The 15,395-nt window shown below is 52.7% G+C and carries 19 protein-coding genes; 7 read left to right on the top strand and 12 right to left on the bottom strand.

Annotated features, from left to right (window positions below; genetic code table 11):
* Window positions 1–19 precede the first annotated feature (19 nt).
* The gene (locus ACZ5TN_RS08080; RefSeq protein WP_464916447.1) at window positions 20–1,705 is read left to right on the top strand and encodes a DUF4910 domain-containing protein; all 1,686 of its coding nucleotides are present in this window, start codon (window positions 20–22) and stop codon (window positions 1,703–1,705) included.
* Here ACZ5TN_RS08080 and ACZ5TN_RS08075 read toward each other — a convergent pair.
* A complete protein-coding gene (locus ACZ5TN_RS08075; protein ID WP_464916446.1) occupies window positions 1,695–2,027 on the bottom strand; it encodes a transcriptional regulator in 333 nt (110 codons plus the stop codon). The two genes, ACZ5TN_RS08080 and ACZ5TN_RS08075, sit on opposite strands and share 11 nt — an antisense overlap.
* A gap of 54 nt (window positions 2,028–2,081) precedes the next feature.
* Entirely contained in the window at window positions 2,082–2,732 is a 651-nt protein-coding gene (locus tag ACZ5TN_RS08070) for a metallophosphoesterase (RefSeq protein ID WP_464916445.1), read from the bottom strand.
* Window positions 2,733–3,222: 490 nt separating this feature from the next.
* Between ACZ5TN_RS08070 and ACZ5TN_RS08065 the strand changes: the two genes are divergently transcribed.
* The gene (locus ACZ5TN_RS08065; RefSeq protein WP_464916444.1) at window positions 3,223–4,017 is read left to right on the top strand and encodes a nitrilase; all 795 of its coding nucleotides are present in this window, start codon (window positions 3,223–3,225) and stop codon (window positions 4,015–4,017) included.
* Here the strand turns inward: ACZ5TN_RS08065 and ACZ5TN_RS08060 are convergent.
* Window positions 4,005–4,796, bottom strand: coding sequence for a class I SAM-dependent methyltransferase (locus ACZ5TN_RS08060; protein WP_464916443.1), 792 nt, complete (start codon window positions 4,794–4,796; stop codon window positions 4,005–4,007). The genes ACZ5TN_RS08065 and ACZ5TN_RS08060 overlap by 13 nt on opposite strands.
* Window positions 4,797–4,905: 109 nt before the next feature.
* On the opposite strand from ACZ5TN_RS08060, the gene ACZ5TN_RS08055 reads away from it, so the two are divergent.
* Entirely contained in the window at window positions 4,906–5,583 is a 678-nt protein-coding gene (locus ACZ5TN_RS08055) for a hypothetical protein (protein WP_464916442.1), read from the top strand.
* Complete coding sequence (locus ACZ5TN_RS08050; protein ID WP_464916441.1) at window positions 5,584–5,976, top strand: RNA polymerase sigma factor sigma-70 region 4 domain-containing protein; 393 nt, start codon at window positions 5,584–5,586, stop codon at window positions 5,974–5,976.
* On the opposite strand, the gene ACZ5TN_RS08045 is transcribed toward ACZ5TN_RS08050, so the two are convergent.
* From ACZ5TN_RS08045 to ACZ5TN_RS08020, 6 genes are all read right to left on the bottom strand, one after another.
* Window positions 5,973–6,704, bottom strand: a complete 732-nt coding sequence (locus tag ACZ5TN_RS08045) for a hypothetical protein (protein WP_464916440.1) — start codon at window positions 6,702–6,704, stop codon at window positions 5,973–5,975. The genes ACZ5TN_RS08050 and ACZ5TN_RS08045 overlap by 4 nt on opposite strands.
* Window positions 6,701–7,495, bottom strand: coding sequence for a DUF1648 domain-containing protein (locus ACZ5TN_RS08040; protein ID WP_464916439.1), 795 nt, complete (start codon window positions 7,493–7,495; stop codon window positions 6,701–6,703). Before ACZ5TN_RS08040 ends, ACZ5TN_RS08045 begins: the two co-directional genes overlap by 4 nt.
* Window positions 7,495–7,851: a PadR family transcriptional regulator gene (locus ACZ5TN_RS08035; RefSeq protein WP_464916438.1), complete on the bottom strand. Its 357-nt coding sequence runs from the start codon at window positions 7,849–7,851 to the stop codon at window positions 7,495–7,497. Before ACZ5TN_RS08035 ends, ACZ5TN_RS08040 begins: the two co-directional genes overlap by 1 nt.
* 6 nt (window positions 7,852–7,857) lie before the next feature.
* A complete protein-coding gene (locus ACZ5TN_RS08030; RefSeq protein ID WP_464917584.1) occupies window positions 7,858–8,580 on the bottom strand; it encodes a YhfC family glutamic-type intramembrane protease in 723 nt (240 codons plus the stop codon).
* Window positions 8,581–8,582: 2 nt separating this feature from the next.
* Window positions 8,583–8,924: a YbjQ family protein gene (locus ACZ5TN_RS08025; protein ID WP_464917583.1), complete on the bottom strand. Its 342-nt coding sequence runs from the start codon at window positions 8,922–8,924 to the stop codon at window positions 8,583–8,585.
* Between the two features lie 91 nt (window positions 8,925–9,015).
* Complete coding sequence (locus tag ACZ5TN_RS08020; protein ID WP_464916437.1) at window positions 9,016–9,630, bottom strand: YiiX/YebB-like N1pC/P60 family cysteine hydrolase; 615 nt, start codon at window positions 9,628–9,630, stop codon at window positions 9,016–9,018.
* Window positions 9,631–9,881: 251 nt separating this feature from the next.
* Between ACZ5TN_RS08020 and dph2 the strand changes: the two genes are divergently transcribed.
* Entirely contained in the window at window positions 9,882–10,907 is a 1,026-nt protein-coding gene (gene dph2 / locus ACZ5TN_RS08015; protein ID WP_464916436.1) for a diphthamide biosynthesis enzyme Dph2, read from the top strand.
* Between the two features lie 99 nt (window positions 10,908–11,006).
* Window positions 11,007–12,785 carry a hypothetical protein gene (locus ACZ5TN_RS08010; protein WP_464916435.1) on the top strand — a complete coding sequence of 593 codons (1,779 nt, stop codon included), beginning with the start codon at window positions 11,007–11,009 and terminating at the stop codon, window positions 12,783–12,785.
* On the opposite strand, the gene ACZ5TN_RS08005 is transcribed toward ACZ5TN_RS08010, so the two are convergent.
* From ACZ5TN_RS08005 to ACZ5TN_RS07995, 3 genes are read right to left on the bottom strand one after another with little or no spacing between them, the layout of a single operon-like run.
* Window positions 12,775–13,029 (bottom strand): hypothetical protein, encoded by a 255-nt coding sequence (locus tag ACZ5TN_RS08005; protein WP_464917582.1) that lies wholly within the window; start codon window positions 13,027–13,029, stop codon window positions 12,775–12,777. The two genes, ACZ5TN_RS08010 and ACZ5TN_RS08005, sit on opposite strands and share 11 nt — an antisense overlap.
* Window positions 13,019–13,324 (bottom strand): NitrOD5 domain-containing protein, encoded by a 306-nt coding sequence (locus ACZ5TN_RS08000; RefSeq protein WP_464917581.1) that lies wholly within the window; start codon window positions 13,322–13,324, stop codon window positions 13,019–13,021. The genes ACZ5TN_RS08005 and ACZ5TN_RS08000 overlap by 11 nt, the downstream gene beginning before the upstream one ends.
* Before the next feature lies 1 nt (window position 13,325).
* On the bottom strand, window positions 13,326–14,672 hold the full coding sequence (locus ACZ5TN_RS07995; protein ID WP_011250882.1) for a DUF7125 family protein: 1,347 nt from the start codon (window positions 14,670–14,672) through the stop codon (window positions 13,326–13,328).
* Between the two features lie 80 nt (window positions 14,673–14,752).
* On the opposite strand from ACZ5TN_RS07995, the gene ACZ5TN_RS07990 reads away from it, so the two are divergent.
* Window positions 14,753–15,382, top strand: coding sequence for an METTL5 family protein (locus ACZ5TN_RS07990; protein ID WP_464917580.1), 630 nt, complete (start codon window positions 14,753–14,755; stop codon window positions 15,380–15,382).
* The last annotated feature ends 13 nt before the right edge of the window (window positions 15,383–15,395 follow it).

The following is a 15,395-nucleotide window of genomic DNA, read 5'->3' as shown; positions in this document are numbered from 1 at the left end:
AATCCCCTGGTGAAACCCTATGGAGCGCTTCCTGCGGGATAGTGCCGAATTTAGCTCAGACAACGTTCTGAACTGGATAGCCGGGATTTCGCACTTCCACAGGGTACAGGGGTCAAAAGGCCTTGTCGAGGCCGCCGAATACGTTCTCGAAGAGCTGTCCCGCATGGGTCTTGAGGCAAAGCTTCTCAAGGATAAATACGACGGCAAACGCTGGCATCTAACGCTTCCGTCTCCAATAGCATGGGAAGTTATTGATGGGCGTCTTGAAGTTCCTGGAAGAACACTCACAACAGCGGAAAGTCCGCTCCTCGTGATGGCCCACTCCCCTTCTGGGGAGGTCGATGGGGAGGTACTTCCGATTCTGAGGCAAGAAGACTGGGAAAGGGCAGAGGGGAAGGTTGTCCTCGTCGGGAAAGACTGGAGAGATGCCTATAGGAGGGCTAACGAGGTCGGAGCTTCGGGCTTCATAGCGTACAGGGAGGGAACTGGTGAGTTCTACCCGTACATAGGCCTATTCCTTACTAAAGACGATCTCGAATGGGCGCAAATTCCGGCCTTTGCCGTCCCGGAGGCTGTTGCTAAAGACCTGATTAGGAGGGCGCTTTCGGGAGGCGTTGAAGTTAATGGCACGGCCGAGACGGAGATAAAAAGTTCGGAGACTCTCCCGATGGTCTACGCCGAAGTTGGCGAACCTCCGTATCTGCTCTTCACGGCGCACATATGCCATCCAAAGCCGGGGGCAAACGACAACGCCAGCGGTAGTGCGATGCTCCTTGAGCTGGCTAGGGTTCTATCAAAGAGGAAAAACGGCAGGTTTGGCTACGCCTTCCTCTGGATTCCTGAGTACCACGGGAGCCAGGCGTTCATTGAAAGGGCGGGTGTTGAAGAGTACTACGCAGGCATAAACCTCGACATGGTCGCGGGTAGTCCCGACCGCTCAGAATCAACGCTGATGTTCGTGAGGACACCGTTCTCACGCTTCTCGGTGGTTTCTGGAGCGCTGGAGGTCGCCCTTGAGCTGAGCAACTCGAGAGGCAAGAGCTTCTCGGGAAGCAGACTTCCAGTGATGCCCTTCAGGGCATACCCGTACGAGATGGGGAGCGACCACGACATCTTCAACTTCTTCGGAGTGCCATCGGTTATGCCAATAACGTGGCCGGACAGGTTCTACCACTCAAGCGGCGATACCGTGGACAAGGTGAGCAGGGAAACGGTGAGTATAATCGGGAGGGCCGTTCTTTCGGCGGCTCTTTTCCTTTCAGAGGGGGAAAAGAGCAGGATTGAGCAGTTTACAAGGGGCTACGCTAGAAAAGTTCTTGGGGAAATCGGAATGCGCCTTGAACCTAAGGAGAGCGAGAAGCTCGTAAAGGCCGGCCTCGCTAGAGATGCGGAGTTCCTTGGGCTGGAGCTTAACTTGGACGTAGAGACCAAGGCAAAACCCTGGCTGGAGTGGAAAGAGAGGGGATTGATATCCAAGCGCTTAATCAGGAGCAGAGCACCCGGTCTGGCTGAGGACTTCAAGAAGCTGACCGAGGAAAGGGCAACGGTGACGCACCTCCACGAGCTTATAATGCTCGGTGAACTCCTCTCAGAGGGGAATGCCTATCGGGCTATCGAAGAAGAATATGGAAGCATTGAGAGGGAGAAACTGAAGAGGCTGGTCGAAATACTCGAAGAAATGGGCGTTGTTGCCCTCAGTTCTTAGCCTCCCTAAGCTCCATTTCTATTTCGTTTATTTTTTCGAGGATGTTCCGCTTTATCCTCGCGAGAAGCTCATGGGGGGAGACGGCGGTATAGGTGTACCCGAGCCATCCCTGCTGTATAAGCTCTCTCCGGAGCATCCCCTTCTTGTAAAGACTTAACACGTGCTCCCTAACAGAGCGCTCGCTTATCCCGAGTTCGTTGACTATCTCGGTTACTCTCATCGGGCGCTTTTTCTCCAGGAGGAGCCTGTATATCCTGAGCTCGGTTTTCTTTACTCCCAGCGACTTAAGCAGTGCTTCGAGCCTTTCGTAGACGTCGCCCATCACACTTCACCCAACCTGATCTCTCACACCTATGAAGAGGTATCTTCATACCCCTTAATAAACCTTTACCTTTCCAACGTAAACGCCTTCGGGAAGGAATATCTCGACCTCGGAAACATCTTTGAGGAACGGGACTAACTTCAGGCCTTCCCGTATGTCAAAACCCTCTATGTACGGGTTGATGGTCGGCAGGACGAGGAATTTTCCAGCTCTGACAAAGACTTTGACCTTTTTCGCAACTCCCCCGCTCTTGAAGGTGTATGCGGGATGAGCGTGACCGAGGAAGACCTCCTGGAACTCTCCTTTCGGCAATTTTGTATGGCCGTGGAGGAAGAGTTTTTGGTCGAGAATAAAGTTCTCAACAACGGAAACGTTTTCGAACTTTCTGGCTATCTCCTCGATTCTGCCGTCGTGGTTGCCTTTGGTGATGACGATTTCAATGTCCTTTATTGGGGAGAAAAACCGCAGAAGCATCTCTTTAAGTCTGAAGCTTAGGCCCAGGGGTTCTTTAAGATCTCCCAGGATTATGAGGACGTCAGGGTCACTCTCCAGCACGAACTGGGCCAGAACCTCTTCAAAACCAGTCCTGATGCGGAGTCCCCTCGAAAGCTCGAAGCCGATGTGGGGGTCAGCAAAAACGAGGGCCTTCCCGCGGGAGGCCTCAAGCTCAAGGGAAAGAAGTTGAAGTTCGGAAAAAAGAGACATAGAACCACCGGAGCGTCAGATAAGTCCGCGCTCCTTTCTGCGCTGCCTCTTGAGCCTCCTAATCCTCTTCTTGATCCACTTCCACCTCATCCTTCCCTTCTTCTTCCACTTCCTCGGGCGCCTCTTCATGATCGTCACCTCCTTTTCCTGAGCCGACCTCTGGTGGAGAGTTTTTAAGGTTTTCCTTTTTAGCCTGCGGGAGTTTGCATACCTAGAAGAGCTGTTAGGTGGTCTCTTTTGAGACATAGGTGCGTTTTAGTGGCCGTTTTCGTCGGGTATGCTGACAGCGTTTTTACAAGTATTATTGATGTTTATGGAGTTTAAATTCCCTGAAAAGCTTGATGCGTTGTGAAAACTAACGCATTATCTTTGAAAATACTTAAAGGATGAGAAAGGACGATTTTAATGCCTAAAAAGTCTGTAATATTTTAAAAGCCCGAACCCATCAGGTTTATCAACCTTGGGACGTTATAGTGAGTTAGGTGATACTATGAAGGTCGCCTACGTTCAGATGGAGCCGGTTTTTCTTGATCCCGAGGCCAACTACTCCAAGGCGGAGAAGCTGATACGGGAAGCCGCTGATCAGGGCGCCAAGCTCGTGGTTCTGCCAGAGCTGTTTGACACAGGCTACAACTTCAGGAGCAGGGAAGAAGTCGAAGAGGTAGCGGGCCAGATACCCGACGGCCCGACGACTGAGTTTCTGGTTGAACTCGCGAAAGAGCTTGAGGTCTTCATAGTGGCAGGAACGGCCGAGAAGGACGAGAAGGGCAACCTATACAACTCCGCCGTGCTTGTCGGCCCGGTTGGTTGGGGCTACATAGGGAAGTACCGGAAGATACATCTCTTCAACAGGGAGAAGCTCTTCTTCAGGCCCGGAAACCTCGGCTTCCACGTCTTCAACATCGGAATAGCGAAGGTCGGCGTTATGATATGCTTCGACTGGTTCTTCCCCGAGAGCGCGAGAACGCTCGCCCTCAAAGGTGCTGACGTCATAGCACACCCGAGCAACCTCGTGATGCCCTACGCCCCGAGGGCCATGCCGATAAGGGCCCTTGAGAACAGGGTCTACACGATAACGGCCAACAGGATTGGGGAGGAGTTCGGGCTGAGGTTCATAGGAAAGAGCACAATAGCCTCGCCGAGGGCGGAAGTCCTTGCAATGGGAAGTGAGGATAAAGAGGAAGTCGGGGTGGTCGAGATAGACCTATCGCTGGCGAGGGACAAGAGGATAAACGAAATGAACGACATCTTCAAGGACAGGAGACCGCAGTACTACACATTGTAATCCTCAAGAATTTTCTCCGCTATTTCCTTTCTCGGCTCTCTGAAGAGCAGGATGTCCCCAACTTTTTTCTCGTGTTCCTCCTGAGTGATCAATTCAGCTTTCTTGAAGAAAACACTGCCGATGGCGAGCTGAGTGGCCAAGTCCCAGTAATGGAAGTCAACGTCGCTTATCTTTTTGAATCCAGGAAGGATGTAGTAGCCCCTCTTAAAAGTCCCCCTCACGAAGTCGTAGCCCTCGTGCATCGAGGCTATGGTGTAGTTCTCCCTCCGCCCTTCGATGAGGAACTTCTTGTATCCGGCGCGGTAGAGAATCCAGTAGACTCTGTCCATATCCTCTATGATGAAAACGCCCTCACCACTCAGGATGGATGCAACGTTCGCGAAGAGCCTCACGGCATCAAAGGGATCGAAGTGCGGCATCGTGTAGCCCCAGAGGACTGCAACGTCGTGCTCGCCCACGAGCTTCGCTACCTCTCTCGCATCACCCTGGACGAGATTGAGTTCGGGGTTTATATCAGCGATTTTGAGCCACTCCTTAGCGAGCTCAAGGTCGTCTTTCCTGGCGTCGAGGACCGTTAGGAGCTTTGCACCTGTTGCTTTTGCAAGGGCAACGCCTGCCACTCCAGTTCCAGCGCAGATGTCCAGGACTCTGCCTCCCTTTGGGAGTTTATCAGAGATTGACTCAAAAAACTCCCTTATTCTCTCAAACCTCTCCTGTGCCCTCTCGTCCGCTGGGTTCATCCGCCAGTTTAGGTACCGATAGAGCTCCTCGAGAGACATATTATCACCACATAAGAGAGTGGGTGAAATAATTTAAGCCTGTCGAAAGGTTTAAATATGTTGTCAACTTACTAAGGTTGACAAAACGCACAACGGTGGAGGGATTGGTGTGCCGCTGAGGATTGCCGATCATCCAGCTTTGCTCGTTCCTTTTCTGATTCTCCTCACATCTTTTGTTATCCCGGGAAAGCTGAGTCTGCTTGCGATGGGCATCGCTTTCATGCTTGTCCTTTACATCAGTTTCACGAGTGATGCTAAGGTCGAAAACGGGAGGGTAGTCTTCTACCTTGGAAGACCAGTCCCCCTAGCAGTGAGCGAGGTTTCTCTATCTGAGATTGTCGAGATTATCGATGTCCCCTCCGTGGAGGGGGTTAGGTTGCTCAATTATCTTGAGAGGCCGTGGGTTATCGTAGGTGTAGCACTGGTGGGTTTCTTAATAGGTGGCCTCGTTCTTGTGAAAGGTAATGCCTACGGTCTGCTTTGGGTTTACATAGCCGGGATTTTTCTTCTCGATTATGTGTTTAAGCCCTCGGAGAGTAGAAAGCAGGTGACCTCAGTCCTTGCTCTTAGCACCCTAACTGGAATTGCATTTCTGCTCCTTAGAGAATGGGGGTTTGCCATGTCTGTTTTTCTTTATGGTGTGCTTTTCGCTCTTATGGTGAACGATAACTACACAAAGGAGGCTCTGATAATTAGAACGGAACGCGGGAGGATTGTTCTGCTTGGAAGCCCCGACTCAAAGGGCCGTTTTCTAGAGAGATTAAAAGGGACCAGGGGAGGGAATTAAATGTTCAAGCTCCCTGAGGGAATGGAGAGGGTCTGGCTAATGAGGGCCAGGGGCATGCGTGAGGTGGATATAGCAGAAACTCTAGGAATCTCAAGGCAGGCTGTAAATAAGGCCCTCAAGGATGCCAGGGTGAAGCTCTTCGAGGCATTCTTTTCCATAGCCGAGACGTTCTCGTGGGACGTGGTGAGGGTCAACGCGGAGAAGGGGTTCGCAGTCTTCTCTGGAAAAGTCCTCGGGAAGAGAGTGAGAGTTTACGCCTTCTACCTGCCTGGAAAGGGGATTAAGGCCTTTTTCGGAGAGGACATTCCTGACTACATCCTCCAGCACGCTGTTGAGGTTGGAATAATCGAAAAGCCTGAAAAAGAGGGGCTGATAAAGGCGCTTGAGAGCTAATAATACCCCTCCTCGTAGGCGGAGGTCAGCATGACGTAGGCTATGTAGAAAATAACCAGCAGGAAAATCGGGAATAGCAGTATCCCGAGGAGATCATTCTCAAAGCCTATCCATGCAAGAAAGGCTTCAAACGTCAAGAGCGCGGAGACCAGCGTGATGGCCTTTGCGAAGCCTCGTGCCATTATCCCCGAGAACTTCGGGGCGAGCTGGAAGACGAGCGGCCTGGAGGCGAGGAGCGTTAGAGCTATGAAGAGGGTCATCACTGAGCCGAAGACAATTGCCATGTCCCTCGGGAGCTTTGGAGACATGAGAACGAGAATAAAAGCAAAGACCAGCTGTGCAGCTAAGTACTTTCCGAGCTTGGGCGGCTCTATGCTTTTCGTGGGCTTCTCCGGCGCTTCCCTGGAGATGTCCTCAAGCTCGTACTCGCGCCTGGCCACGACGTAGCCAATGATCAGCAAAACACTGACTCCCCCTATGAGGAGAACGAACATGCCGTATAGCGGCAGGAAGAGGGATGAGAGCATAAATAACAGTCCAAGGGCAATTAGACCGATTCCGGTTATCCTGTTCGCCCTTTCCCTCGCCCGCTCGCTGAGGTAGGTGTAGCCGATTCTGAACCCTATCCCAGGTTCGCCCTTGGAGGTTGCGGTAAGTATGCCGACTATCACGAAGGCCAGTCCGAGGAAAACACCGTAGAGAACTCTAAGGATGAAGTACGGGTTCAAGTTTCCTCACCCCTCGCCCAAAAGAGTCGGAAAATCATGCCGATGGTAACTATCAGAAAAGTCCAGACGGAATAACCTATCCAGCTCGACGGAACTTGGCCGGCGTTGTAGAGGAGCACCAAGCTATCAATAATGACGATTCCAATGGCCATAATGGTCGTAAACTCCGCGAAGGCTTTCCAGCCCCTTCTGCTGAACCTGAGGAGCGGTGCGAAGGCGGGCTCTCTGAGGAAGTAGGTCATGACGAGGAAGAGCGGGTAAACCACAAGCGGGAACAGTAGGGTGCCCAGGGTCTTTGAGGCAAAGTTATCCGGTTCTCCAGAGGCGTTGAAGTGGATAGCGACCCTCTCGGGGAGTTTATCCCAGAGGATAGCCGCGAGGATGATATAAGCAATCAGCCCGAGGAGCTGAATCACCAGATATGGTCTAACGTTGACCTCTATCTTTTCAGACGGCTTTTCTGGGGCTTCTATTGACAGCTCTTCCTCTTCGTAGGCCTTTTTGGCTACTCTGAAACCCGCCACCGTGAGGAAGACGACCCCGGCGAGCATTATGAGTATGAAGGTGAGAATTCCCAGGCCCGCCAGCGCAAGCCCAAGGAGTAGAACTGAGAAGACCATCATGAAGAGCCCCGCAAAGGTGTTGGTTTCCCTCCAGGCCCTATCGGACATGTAGGTGTAGCCGATCCTGAAGCCGATGAAATAGTTCCTCCTGTTCCTGAGGGCGAAGGTCAGCAAGCCAGCGGCCAATAGGGTGAGTGAGATGAAGACTTCGAAGACCAGCTCGCTCATTAGAGACCCTCCAGCTTCTCAAGAACAGATTCGATGACTCTTATCTCCTCACGCAACTGGGCGAGAACACTCCTCCCCATCTCGGTGATTGAGTAGTACTTCCTAGGTCTTCCACCGGCCTCAGCCCAGCTGTCCTGGAGGAGGCCGAGCTTCTTGAGGCTCTTCAGAAGGTCGTATAGGGCCCCCTCGCTGGGGACGAGCTTTCCGCCGCTCAGCTCCTCAAGCCTCTTCCGTATCGCGTAGCCGTGTAGCTCTCCTTCCCTTTCGAGGATAGAGAGGACTAAAAAGGAGTAAAGGCCTGAGCGGAGCTCCTTCCTGAGCTTCCTGAGCGCCTTTTCCTCGCTCTTTCCAAGCAAAGCCTCTCACCAGATTACCTTTTCCTCCTCGGGCTCTTCGATCCTGGCTGGTGGCAGTGTGTAGGCTATTAAAGCTATTGCGATAACGGCGAAGATAACTTCCAGCCCAATCGTGAACTTCATCGCCAGTACTTTGTTCTCTAGGAAAAGGAACTGGGCATAGGCGGCAATCGTATCAACGAAGCCGTGCAGAATTGCCATCATGAGAAAGCCCTTCTTCCCGAAGCCGTTCCTGGCCGCGTAAGCTAGATAAACCGTTGTCCCTACGTGGAAGAGGACTGCGAAGTAGCGCTCCACCATTGAGAGGAGGGCCTGAAGAGCAGGAACGTCGAGCTTTCCTCCGGCAGCCGCTACCGCGATAATTGGTGTAATCACTATGAGGAGGACTTCCATTATGCCAAAGCCGAGGCCGACGAACAGCGCAGTGTTTGGGCTCTTGTCCTTGACGAGGAAGTACTTGACGCCCTCCTGAACGAAACCTGCGACGAGCCCCAGCCAGAGGGCAACTCCGAGTGTAAAGACAGTTCCTCTGGCGATAACGTCGGCGTTGCTCCTTATGCCTATCCCAATGAGAGGGAGCTGCTGAATCGGGTTCTGGACGACCATCGCCAGTATGAAGGCCACCGCACCGAGGATCAGCTCGGCCCACTTCTGCTTCTTGAAGCCGAGGAAGTAAACCGTAGCCCATGCCAGAAGCCCGCCGAGGAGCGGGAACGGCGGGAGGTACATGTTCACTCCTCCTTCTCAACAACTACTGCAGTCCCGTAGGCGTAGACCTCTGCCACGCTCGAACCAACGTTTGATGTTGCGAAGCGGACGTTAACTACGGCGTTGGCGCCGAGCTCCTTGGCGTGGAGCGCCATCCTCCTTAAAGCTTCTTCCCTCGCCTCTGCCATCATCTGGGTGTACTCCTTGACTTCGCCACCCTTGATGTTCCTCAGGACGGCCATTATGTCCCTGCCTATGTGTGTGGCCTTCACTATTCCTCCCCTCGCTATCCCCTTGACTTCGACGATGCGGTAGCCGGGAATCGTTTCGGTCGTTACGACCATAATTCCTTCAACGGTCTCCATACTCATCACCCCGATGCATCGAACTTCGAGGTATTATTGGGTGGAGGAGTATAAAAGCTTTATGCGGGAACGAAGAGGAAAAAGGAAGGAATCAGGCCTCGTCGTAATAGAGGGTGTAAGTCATCGGGTCGTCGTAAACTTCTTGCGGGGCGACCGAGTAGAAGTACTTCCAGCTCCATCCGCCGTCGTTCTCGTCGAGGTTTATCTGGTAGTTGCTGGCGACGAGGTAGGCCGCCCAGACGAGCTGGGAGCAGTAGTACTTGTCGTCGTAGACCTCCGGCTTGCCGATGTAGTTGTAGTTGTAGGGCTTGCCGAGCTGCTGGTAGGCGAACTCAACTGCCTTCTGCCTGACGTCGTCGGTTGTCTTGACGCGCTGGAGGGCGACGATGTCGTACCTGCTGAGGAACTCCCTTAGCGGGCTGATGATGATGCCCTTGCCTATTTTGGCCTCTATAACCATCCAGTCGTCAATGGTGTCGTTGTACCAGGCGACTATCGCAACGTGCACCCAGAAGCCTGGAATTATGGCGTTGAAGAGGTCTGGGCTGTGGCCGTAGACGAGGTCGCCCGGTCTGATGTCGGTCGGGTAGGGGTGCTGGTAGGTTCTGGTGTCCCAGATGTAGTTCAGAAGGTCGCCGGCGCTGGCGCTTGGAAGGGTAGCTCCCAGAAGGAGGAGCACCAGGGCTGCTATTCCAACCTTTCTCATTTTATCACCTCCTTATTGGGTAGAACAATGAGGGCAGGGGGAGTTAATAAGTTTTACTTTATGCTGTTAGTTTCGGGATCGTACCTTGGGTTTTTGTACTGTCCCGTAGCAAATTATGGCACGTAGCTTTTAGTTTTGGAACATTATGGTGCAATAATAGGGAAACTATGAATACCTCATGTCCGGGTACTGTGGAACTGAATAGTGGAGATTTAAAAAAGGCTCTTTCGAAACTCTAACGGGTGAGTTCAATGCATGAGATTCCATTCGGCGAGGTACTCGAAAAGCTCCGCGGGCTTAACGCTCACAGGGTTCTCATCCAGACTCCAGAGGGCCTCAAGAGGGAGGCTCAGGAGTTAGCTGACTTCCTTGAGGAGAACGGAATTGAGGCGATAATAAGCGGAGACATCAACTACGGTGCCTGTGATCCGGCCGACAGTGAGGCAAAGAGGCTCGGGTGCGACGCGCTGATTCATCTCGGACACTCCTATATGCAGCTCCACCTCGAGGTTCCTACTATCTTCGTGCCTGCCTTCGCGAAAGTTGACGTAGTCCCAGCCCTTGAGAAGAACCTCGAAGAAATCAGGAAGCTCGGGAGAAGGATAGCCCTCGTCACGACGGCCCAGCACATCCACGGGCTTGAAAGGGCGAAGGAGTTTCTGGAAAAGAACGGCTTTAAGGTGCTGATCGGAAAGGGCGACTCAAGGGTGAGCTGGCCGGGGCAGGTTTTAGGATGCAACTTCAGCGCTGCCAAGGTTGACGCCGATGGAGTTCTCTTTATAGGCGCGGGCTACTTCCACCCGATTGGCGTTGCGATGGCCGTTAAGAAGCCAACGCTCGCGATCAACCCCTACTCGGGCGATGCCATCTGGATGGACACGGAAGCGGAGAGGCTCGTAAGGAAGCGCTGGGCGCAGATAGCCAAGGCGATGGATGCGCAGAGGTTCGGCGTGATAACGAGCACGAAAAAGGGTCAGCTCCGCCTAGCAGAGGCAAAGAGGGTTGTTAAACTCCTCCGTGAGCACGGAAAGTACGCGAGGCTTTTGACGATGAACCACATAAGCTATCAGGCTTTAGAGGGCTTCGACTTCGATGCCTACGTCGTCGTTGCCTGCCCGAGGGTTCCAATAGACGACTACGAGAACTGGAGGAAGCCCGTGCTTACTCCGAGGGAGGTTGAAATTCTCCTCGGGCTGAGAGAAGACTACGAGTTCGACGAGATTCTCGGGGCGGAGAGAAGGGAAGACGAGCCTATTGGTATAAGCTTGCGCCACTGATTCAACACCCTGCTTGAATTTTTAAAATTTTTCATGTTTTATGTTCGAATGACGAAATCCTAATAAGGTTTGGCGTAGAAAATAATCGGGCGGTGCACGGTGTCTGCTAATTCAAAGCTTCTTGAAGGTTACCTAAAGTCTAGAAAAATCAAAAAAGCTTCGGAGCTTGTTCTCAGCAACGAAGAAGCCCTCACACTGCTTCTGTCTTTTCTTCACAGCAAAGACTCAAAGATGAAGCTGGCGGCGGTTATGACCCTTGAAGAGGCCTTGAAGCGAATGCCCGACATAATGCGCCTCAGAATCCTAAAGAGAACCCTTGACGACTTGATAGCGCTGGCTCTGGAGAACGACGATAGAGTTTCAATCTACGCTTTCAGGGCAATAAAAGCCCTCATTACTGGACTCCCCCTTGACCCTGAGAGCTTTGTGAAGCTCGGTCATGCGATCAAAGACCTCGTAAAGGCGCGCAGGAACGAGGTTGTCCTCCTCGAAATCCCGCCGATCCTGGAGAGTGTCCGGATAACTTCCTCGGACCCGAGGGTTCACGACATCATCTCCCGTCTCCTCCACTCCAAGAACCCCCGTCTCAAGGCCATGGGGCTCAGGCTCCTTTTAAACACGAGCGCTTACACGGGAGACCCTGCCCTTTTAAAGACCGTTTTTTCCGAGGTTCGGGACATGCTTACTGTCGAAGATATCCCCCTGATAGACTTCGCTTTGACCCTGCTTCTTGATGTGGCTCACTATCCCCTGCGTGAGGAGATTATCGATGACGTTGCTGGTGTTCTGACCCTCGTGAAGAACCTTGCACTGAAAGGCAAACCTGGTGTAAGCGACAAGGCGCGGCTCGTGGCGGAGAAGCTTGAGGATGCAATATACAGATACTACAAAAACCGGCCCGAGGAGGCAAAACAGAAAATCCAGGAGCTTCTGATAAACGAACGCTTTTACGAGGCCATTGACCTTGCTCTGGCGGTGGGTGATACTTACGTACTCAACTGGCTGGCGGAGGAGCTTGAAAAGATGGAGAAGGAGCGGTTGAGGATAAACGAGAGAGTATTGCCCGGGCCAAAATACCTTTCTCCGCCACCCGAGGCCAAGGCCCAGAAGTCCCTGAAAGTCCCGCACATATCCCAGTTCGGCAGGAAGAAAACGGGAAGAGAAAAACTGACAAAGCACGTAGAAAAATCGGGACAAACCCCCAAGATGTCAGACGAAGAGACTAAAAAGGAGCTGGAAAAGGCCATAACATCTGGAAAAACTTCCGAACTTATTGAGCTGGCCCTGAAAAAGCCAGAAGTTATCTTTGGGCTGGAGAGAAAGCTTGAGGAAGGCGACAAGTTCGAGAAGATGGACGCCCTATGGGCGCTTTCAAAGCTGGCCGAGAAGCTCGACGAAACGAAGGCCTTCATCCTAAAACCTGCGGTCGAGCCATTGATGAAGGTAGCCTCCTCTAAAAACAGGTGGATGCGCCTCAGGACTGCCAGGACGCTGGCCACAATTGCCCCAAAGGCTCCCTACGGCGACGAAATAGTGGGCCAGTTCCTTGAGTGGTACCTATCGGGGGACGAAGAAAAGGTTGTGCCATCGCTTGAGTTCTTCAGCTACTACTTCTTGAAAACCTGGGACGAGAAGACTGCAAGGGTGGTCTTGGCCCGCCTTTTGGAATACCTTGAAAATGACGGGATGCGCTTCGATGCCCTTCTCACGCTTGACGCGCTGGTTGGGTCCGCACCTGTGGAGAAGGTCTCCCTGTTTGGGCCGTTCGTGGAGAAGCTGAAGGAAATCAAAAAGACCGCCTCGCCCGACGAGCAGAAGCTCGCGATAAGAATTCTGGAGAACATAGCTTCGAAGTCCAAGGCACTGGTTACCCACTGAGCTTCTTTATTACCTCGATAGCGCTCTCCTTGTCTTTGACTTTTATTCCGAGACCCTTCTCGTCGGCCAGCTTCTGGAGCATCGCCTTAGTCGGGAACTCTCCGAGGAAGGTGGTGAGGGCATAATAGACTTCCTCGGGGTTTTTGCCCTCTTTTATGTTCGATATGGCCCTCTCTATGCTCTCAAGCATCACGGAGAGGAAGGAGTGCTTCTCCTTAAGTATGCGGATGAGCTCACTCCCCATCCTCAACACCAGCGAACTTCTTCAGGAGGGCAATCACGGTCTCCTTGTCCCTTTTATCCGGCTTGAGGTGGAGCTCCATCAGCAGGTTGTAGAAGAACATTGACGCTCCGAACTCGCCGAACAGCTCCTCCACGGCTCTGTAGAACTTTGCGGGGTCTTCACCGGCTATCTCAAGGGTTGCGTTGTATTTGGCCCTGAGGTAGGCCTCAAGGGTCGGTAGGAAGTGGGGGCCGAACTGGCTGAGGAGATCCTTGGCAGTCACAACTATTAGGGCGCGGTTGAGCTCGGCCTTCATTTCACTCAATCCTTATCCCCCCCTCGCCGATGGTGAAGTCCTTCAGCGTTGGGTCGTTCCTTGAGCGCCTCGCCTTGAGCACGAGGATGTGCCTCTTTAGGGACTCCCCGACTCTCTCAGGCACGTCGTAGGTCAGGAATATGAGGTTGTCCACGAGGGTGCTGAAGCCCGTGGTTGCGAGCTTGTAGGTACTCCCCGTGATGTATGTCAGTACGAAGGTTACCCCCTTCTCCTTCGTTAGGAGCTGGAGGTAGCGGACGGCCTTTATGAACTCCTTCTCGTCCATGTGGCTCTCCATGGCTGATAGGGAGTCTATCACGAGGACGTCAAAGCCCTCCTTTTCAATGAGGTCCTTTATCAGGGCATAGTACTCGACGGGAGTCCTTCCCTCCGGAACCATCGAGACTATCCTGAAGTTCTCCTCAAGGCCGAGCTTTTCCAGAGTGTCCCTTAGAGCCGCGAGGCTCTCCTCGTAGGCTATGTAAAGAACCTTTTTTCCGGATTTTGATAGGTTAGACGCGAGGTTAAGGGCCAGTATCGTCTTTCCTGACCCCGTTGGGCCAGCTATCAGGGTTATGCTGCCCTCATAAAGGCCACCGCCAAGGAGTTCGTCCAGACCGAGAATTCCGGTCTTGAGCCTGGACTTTGGAGCTTCGCTCTCAGTGAACTCAAGCTCGGGAATGGCGAGGACTTCGAGGCCTCTATCGGTTATCACGTACTCGTAGGCGGCGCGCTTGAGCGGCCTGCCGCGCATCTTGGGTATCGTGAGGTACCTCCTTATCACCTCGCCCATCCTCTCCAGCTCGAGAACGATGACGCCGTCCACGACGAACTCCTCAAGACCAAATCCAACCCTCTTCTCTCCGTAGGGTATTTCGTCTATGAGGATGGCCAGCGCGTCGAAGGCGTTGACCAAGCGCCCTATGATGGAGTGGAGGAAAGAGCGCAGGTACTCTTCACCAAACATCTGGCCAAACACGGTAACGGAGTCAAAAACTATTATATCTGGCTTGAACTCGACGATATCGTCGATGAGGAATGCAATCATACCCTCAAGCTCGTCTTTGGGGACTGTCAGCATGTCGTAGAACCTGAAGAGGTTGACCCCCTCCATCTTCGACAGGTCGATCCCGCTCTGGAGCGCGTTCCTGTAGAACTGCTTCTTAGTCTCCGCAAAGGAGACGTAAACCCCCTTTAACCCCCTCCTCATGTTGTTGTAGAGAACGTGGATTGCGAGATGTGTCTTGCCGCTTCCAGGGTTCCCCGCAAGAAGAATCGTTGAACCCCTCGAGAACCCGCCGTTCAGGGCCTTATCAAGACTGGGTATTCCGGTTGGTATCAGTTCCATTGCTGTCCTCCCCCGTACTATGATGTTGCGCTAAAAATATAAATACCTTTCCTCAAACAATGGCTGGGATGGAAGCGAAAATAAGGAAAAAACATCTTGCAATGCTCCTTTCCAGGCTTAGGGGCTTTGAGAGTCCCAAACCAGAACTGGAGCAGTACAGGACTCCCGGTGATGTGGCCGCGGAGCTTTTGTGGTTAGCCCACTCCCTCGGCGAAGTTGAGGGGAAGGTCATCGCGGATCTGGGTGCTGGTACCGGTGTTTTGGGCATCGGTGCAGTCCTGCTGGGCGCTGAAAATGTCTATGCCGTCGAGAGGGACAAAGAAGCGCTTGAAATCGCCCGTGAGAACGCACGCTCACTCGGCGTCGAAGACAAAATCGAGTTCGTAAACGCGGACGTTTCGGAGTTCTCGGTAAATGTTGATACAGTCATAATGAACCCTCCCTTTGGAAGCCAGGTAAAGCACGCCGACAGGCCTTTCCTCATCAAGGCCTTTGAGGTGAGCGACGTTGTTTACTCGATTCACCTTGCAAAGCCCGAGGTGAGGGCATTTATAGAGGCCTTCGTCAGGGACAACGGGTTCGTCATAACCCACCGATTGACACTGCCCTTCGAAATCCCGGCCCAGTTCCACTTCCACAGGAAGAGGCTTGAGAGGATACTGGTTGATGTTTACAGGTTTGAGCGGAAAATCGAAAAAGCTATATTGTAATCTTCCACAACTT

The sequence above is a fragment of the Thermococcus sp. JCM 11816 genome (assembly GCF_055396515.1).
Note: the sequence above shows the minus strand (reverse complement) of the source record. Positions and strands in the feature narration are given on the sequence as shown.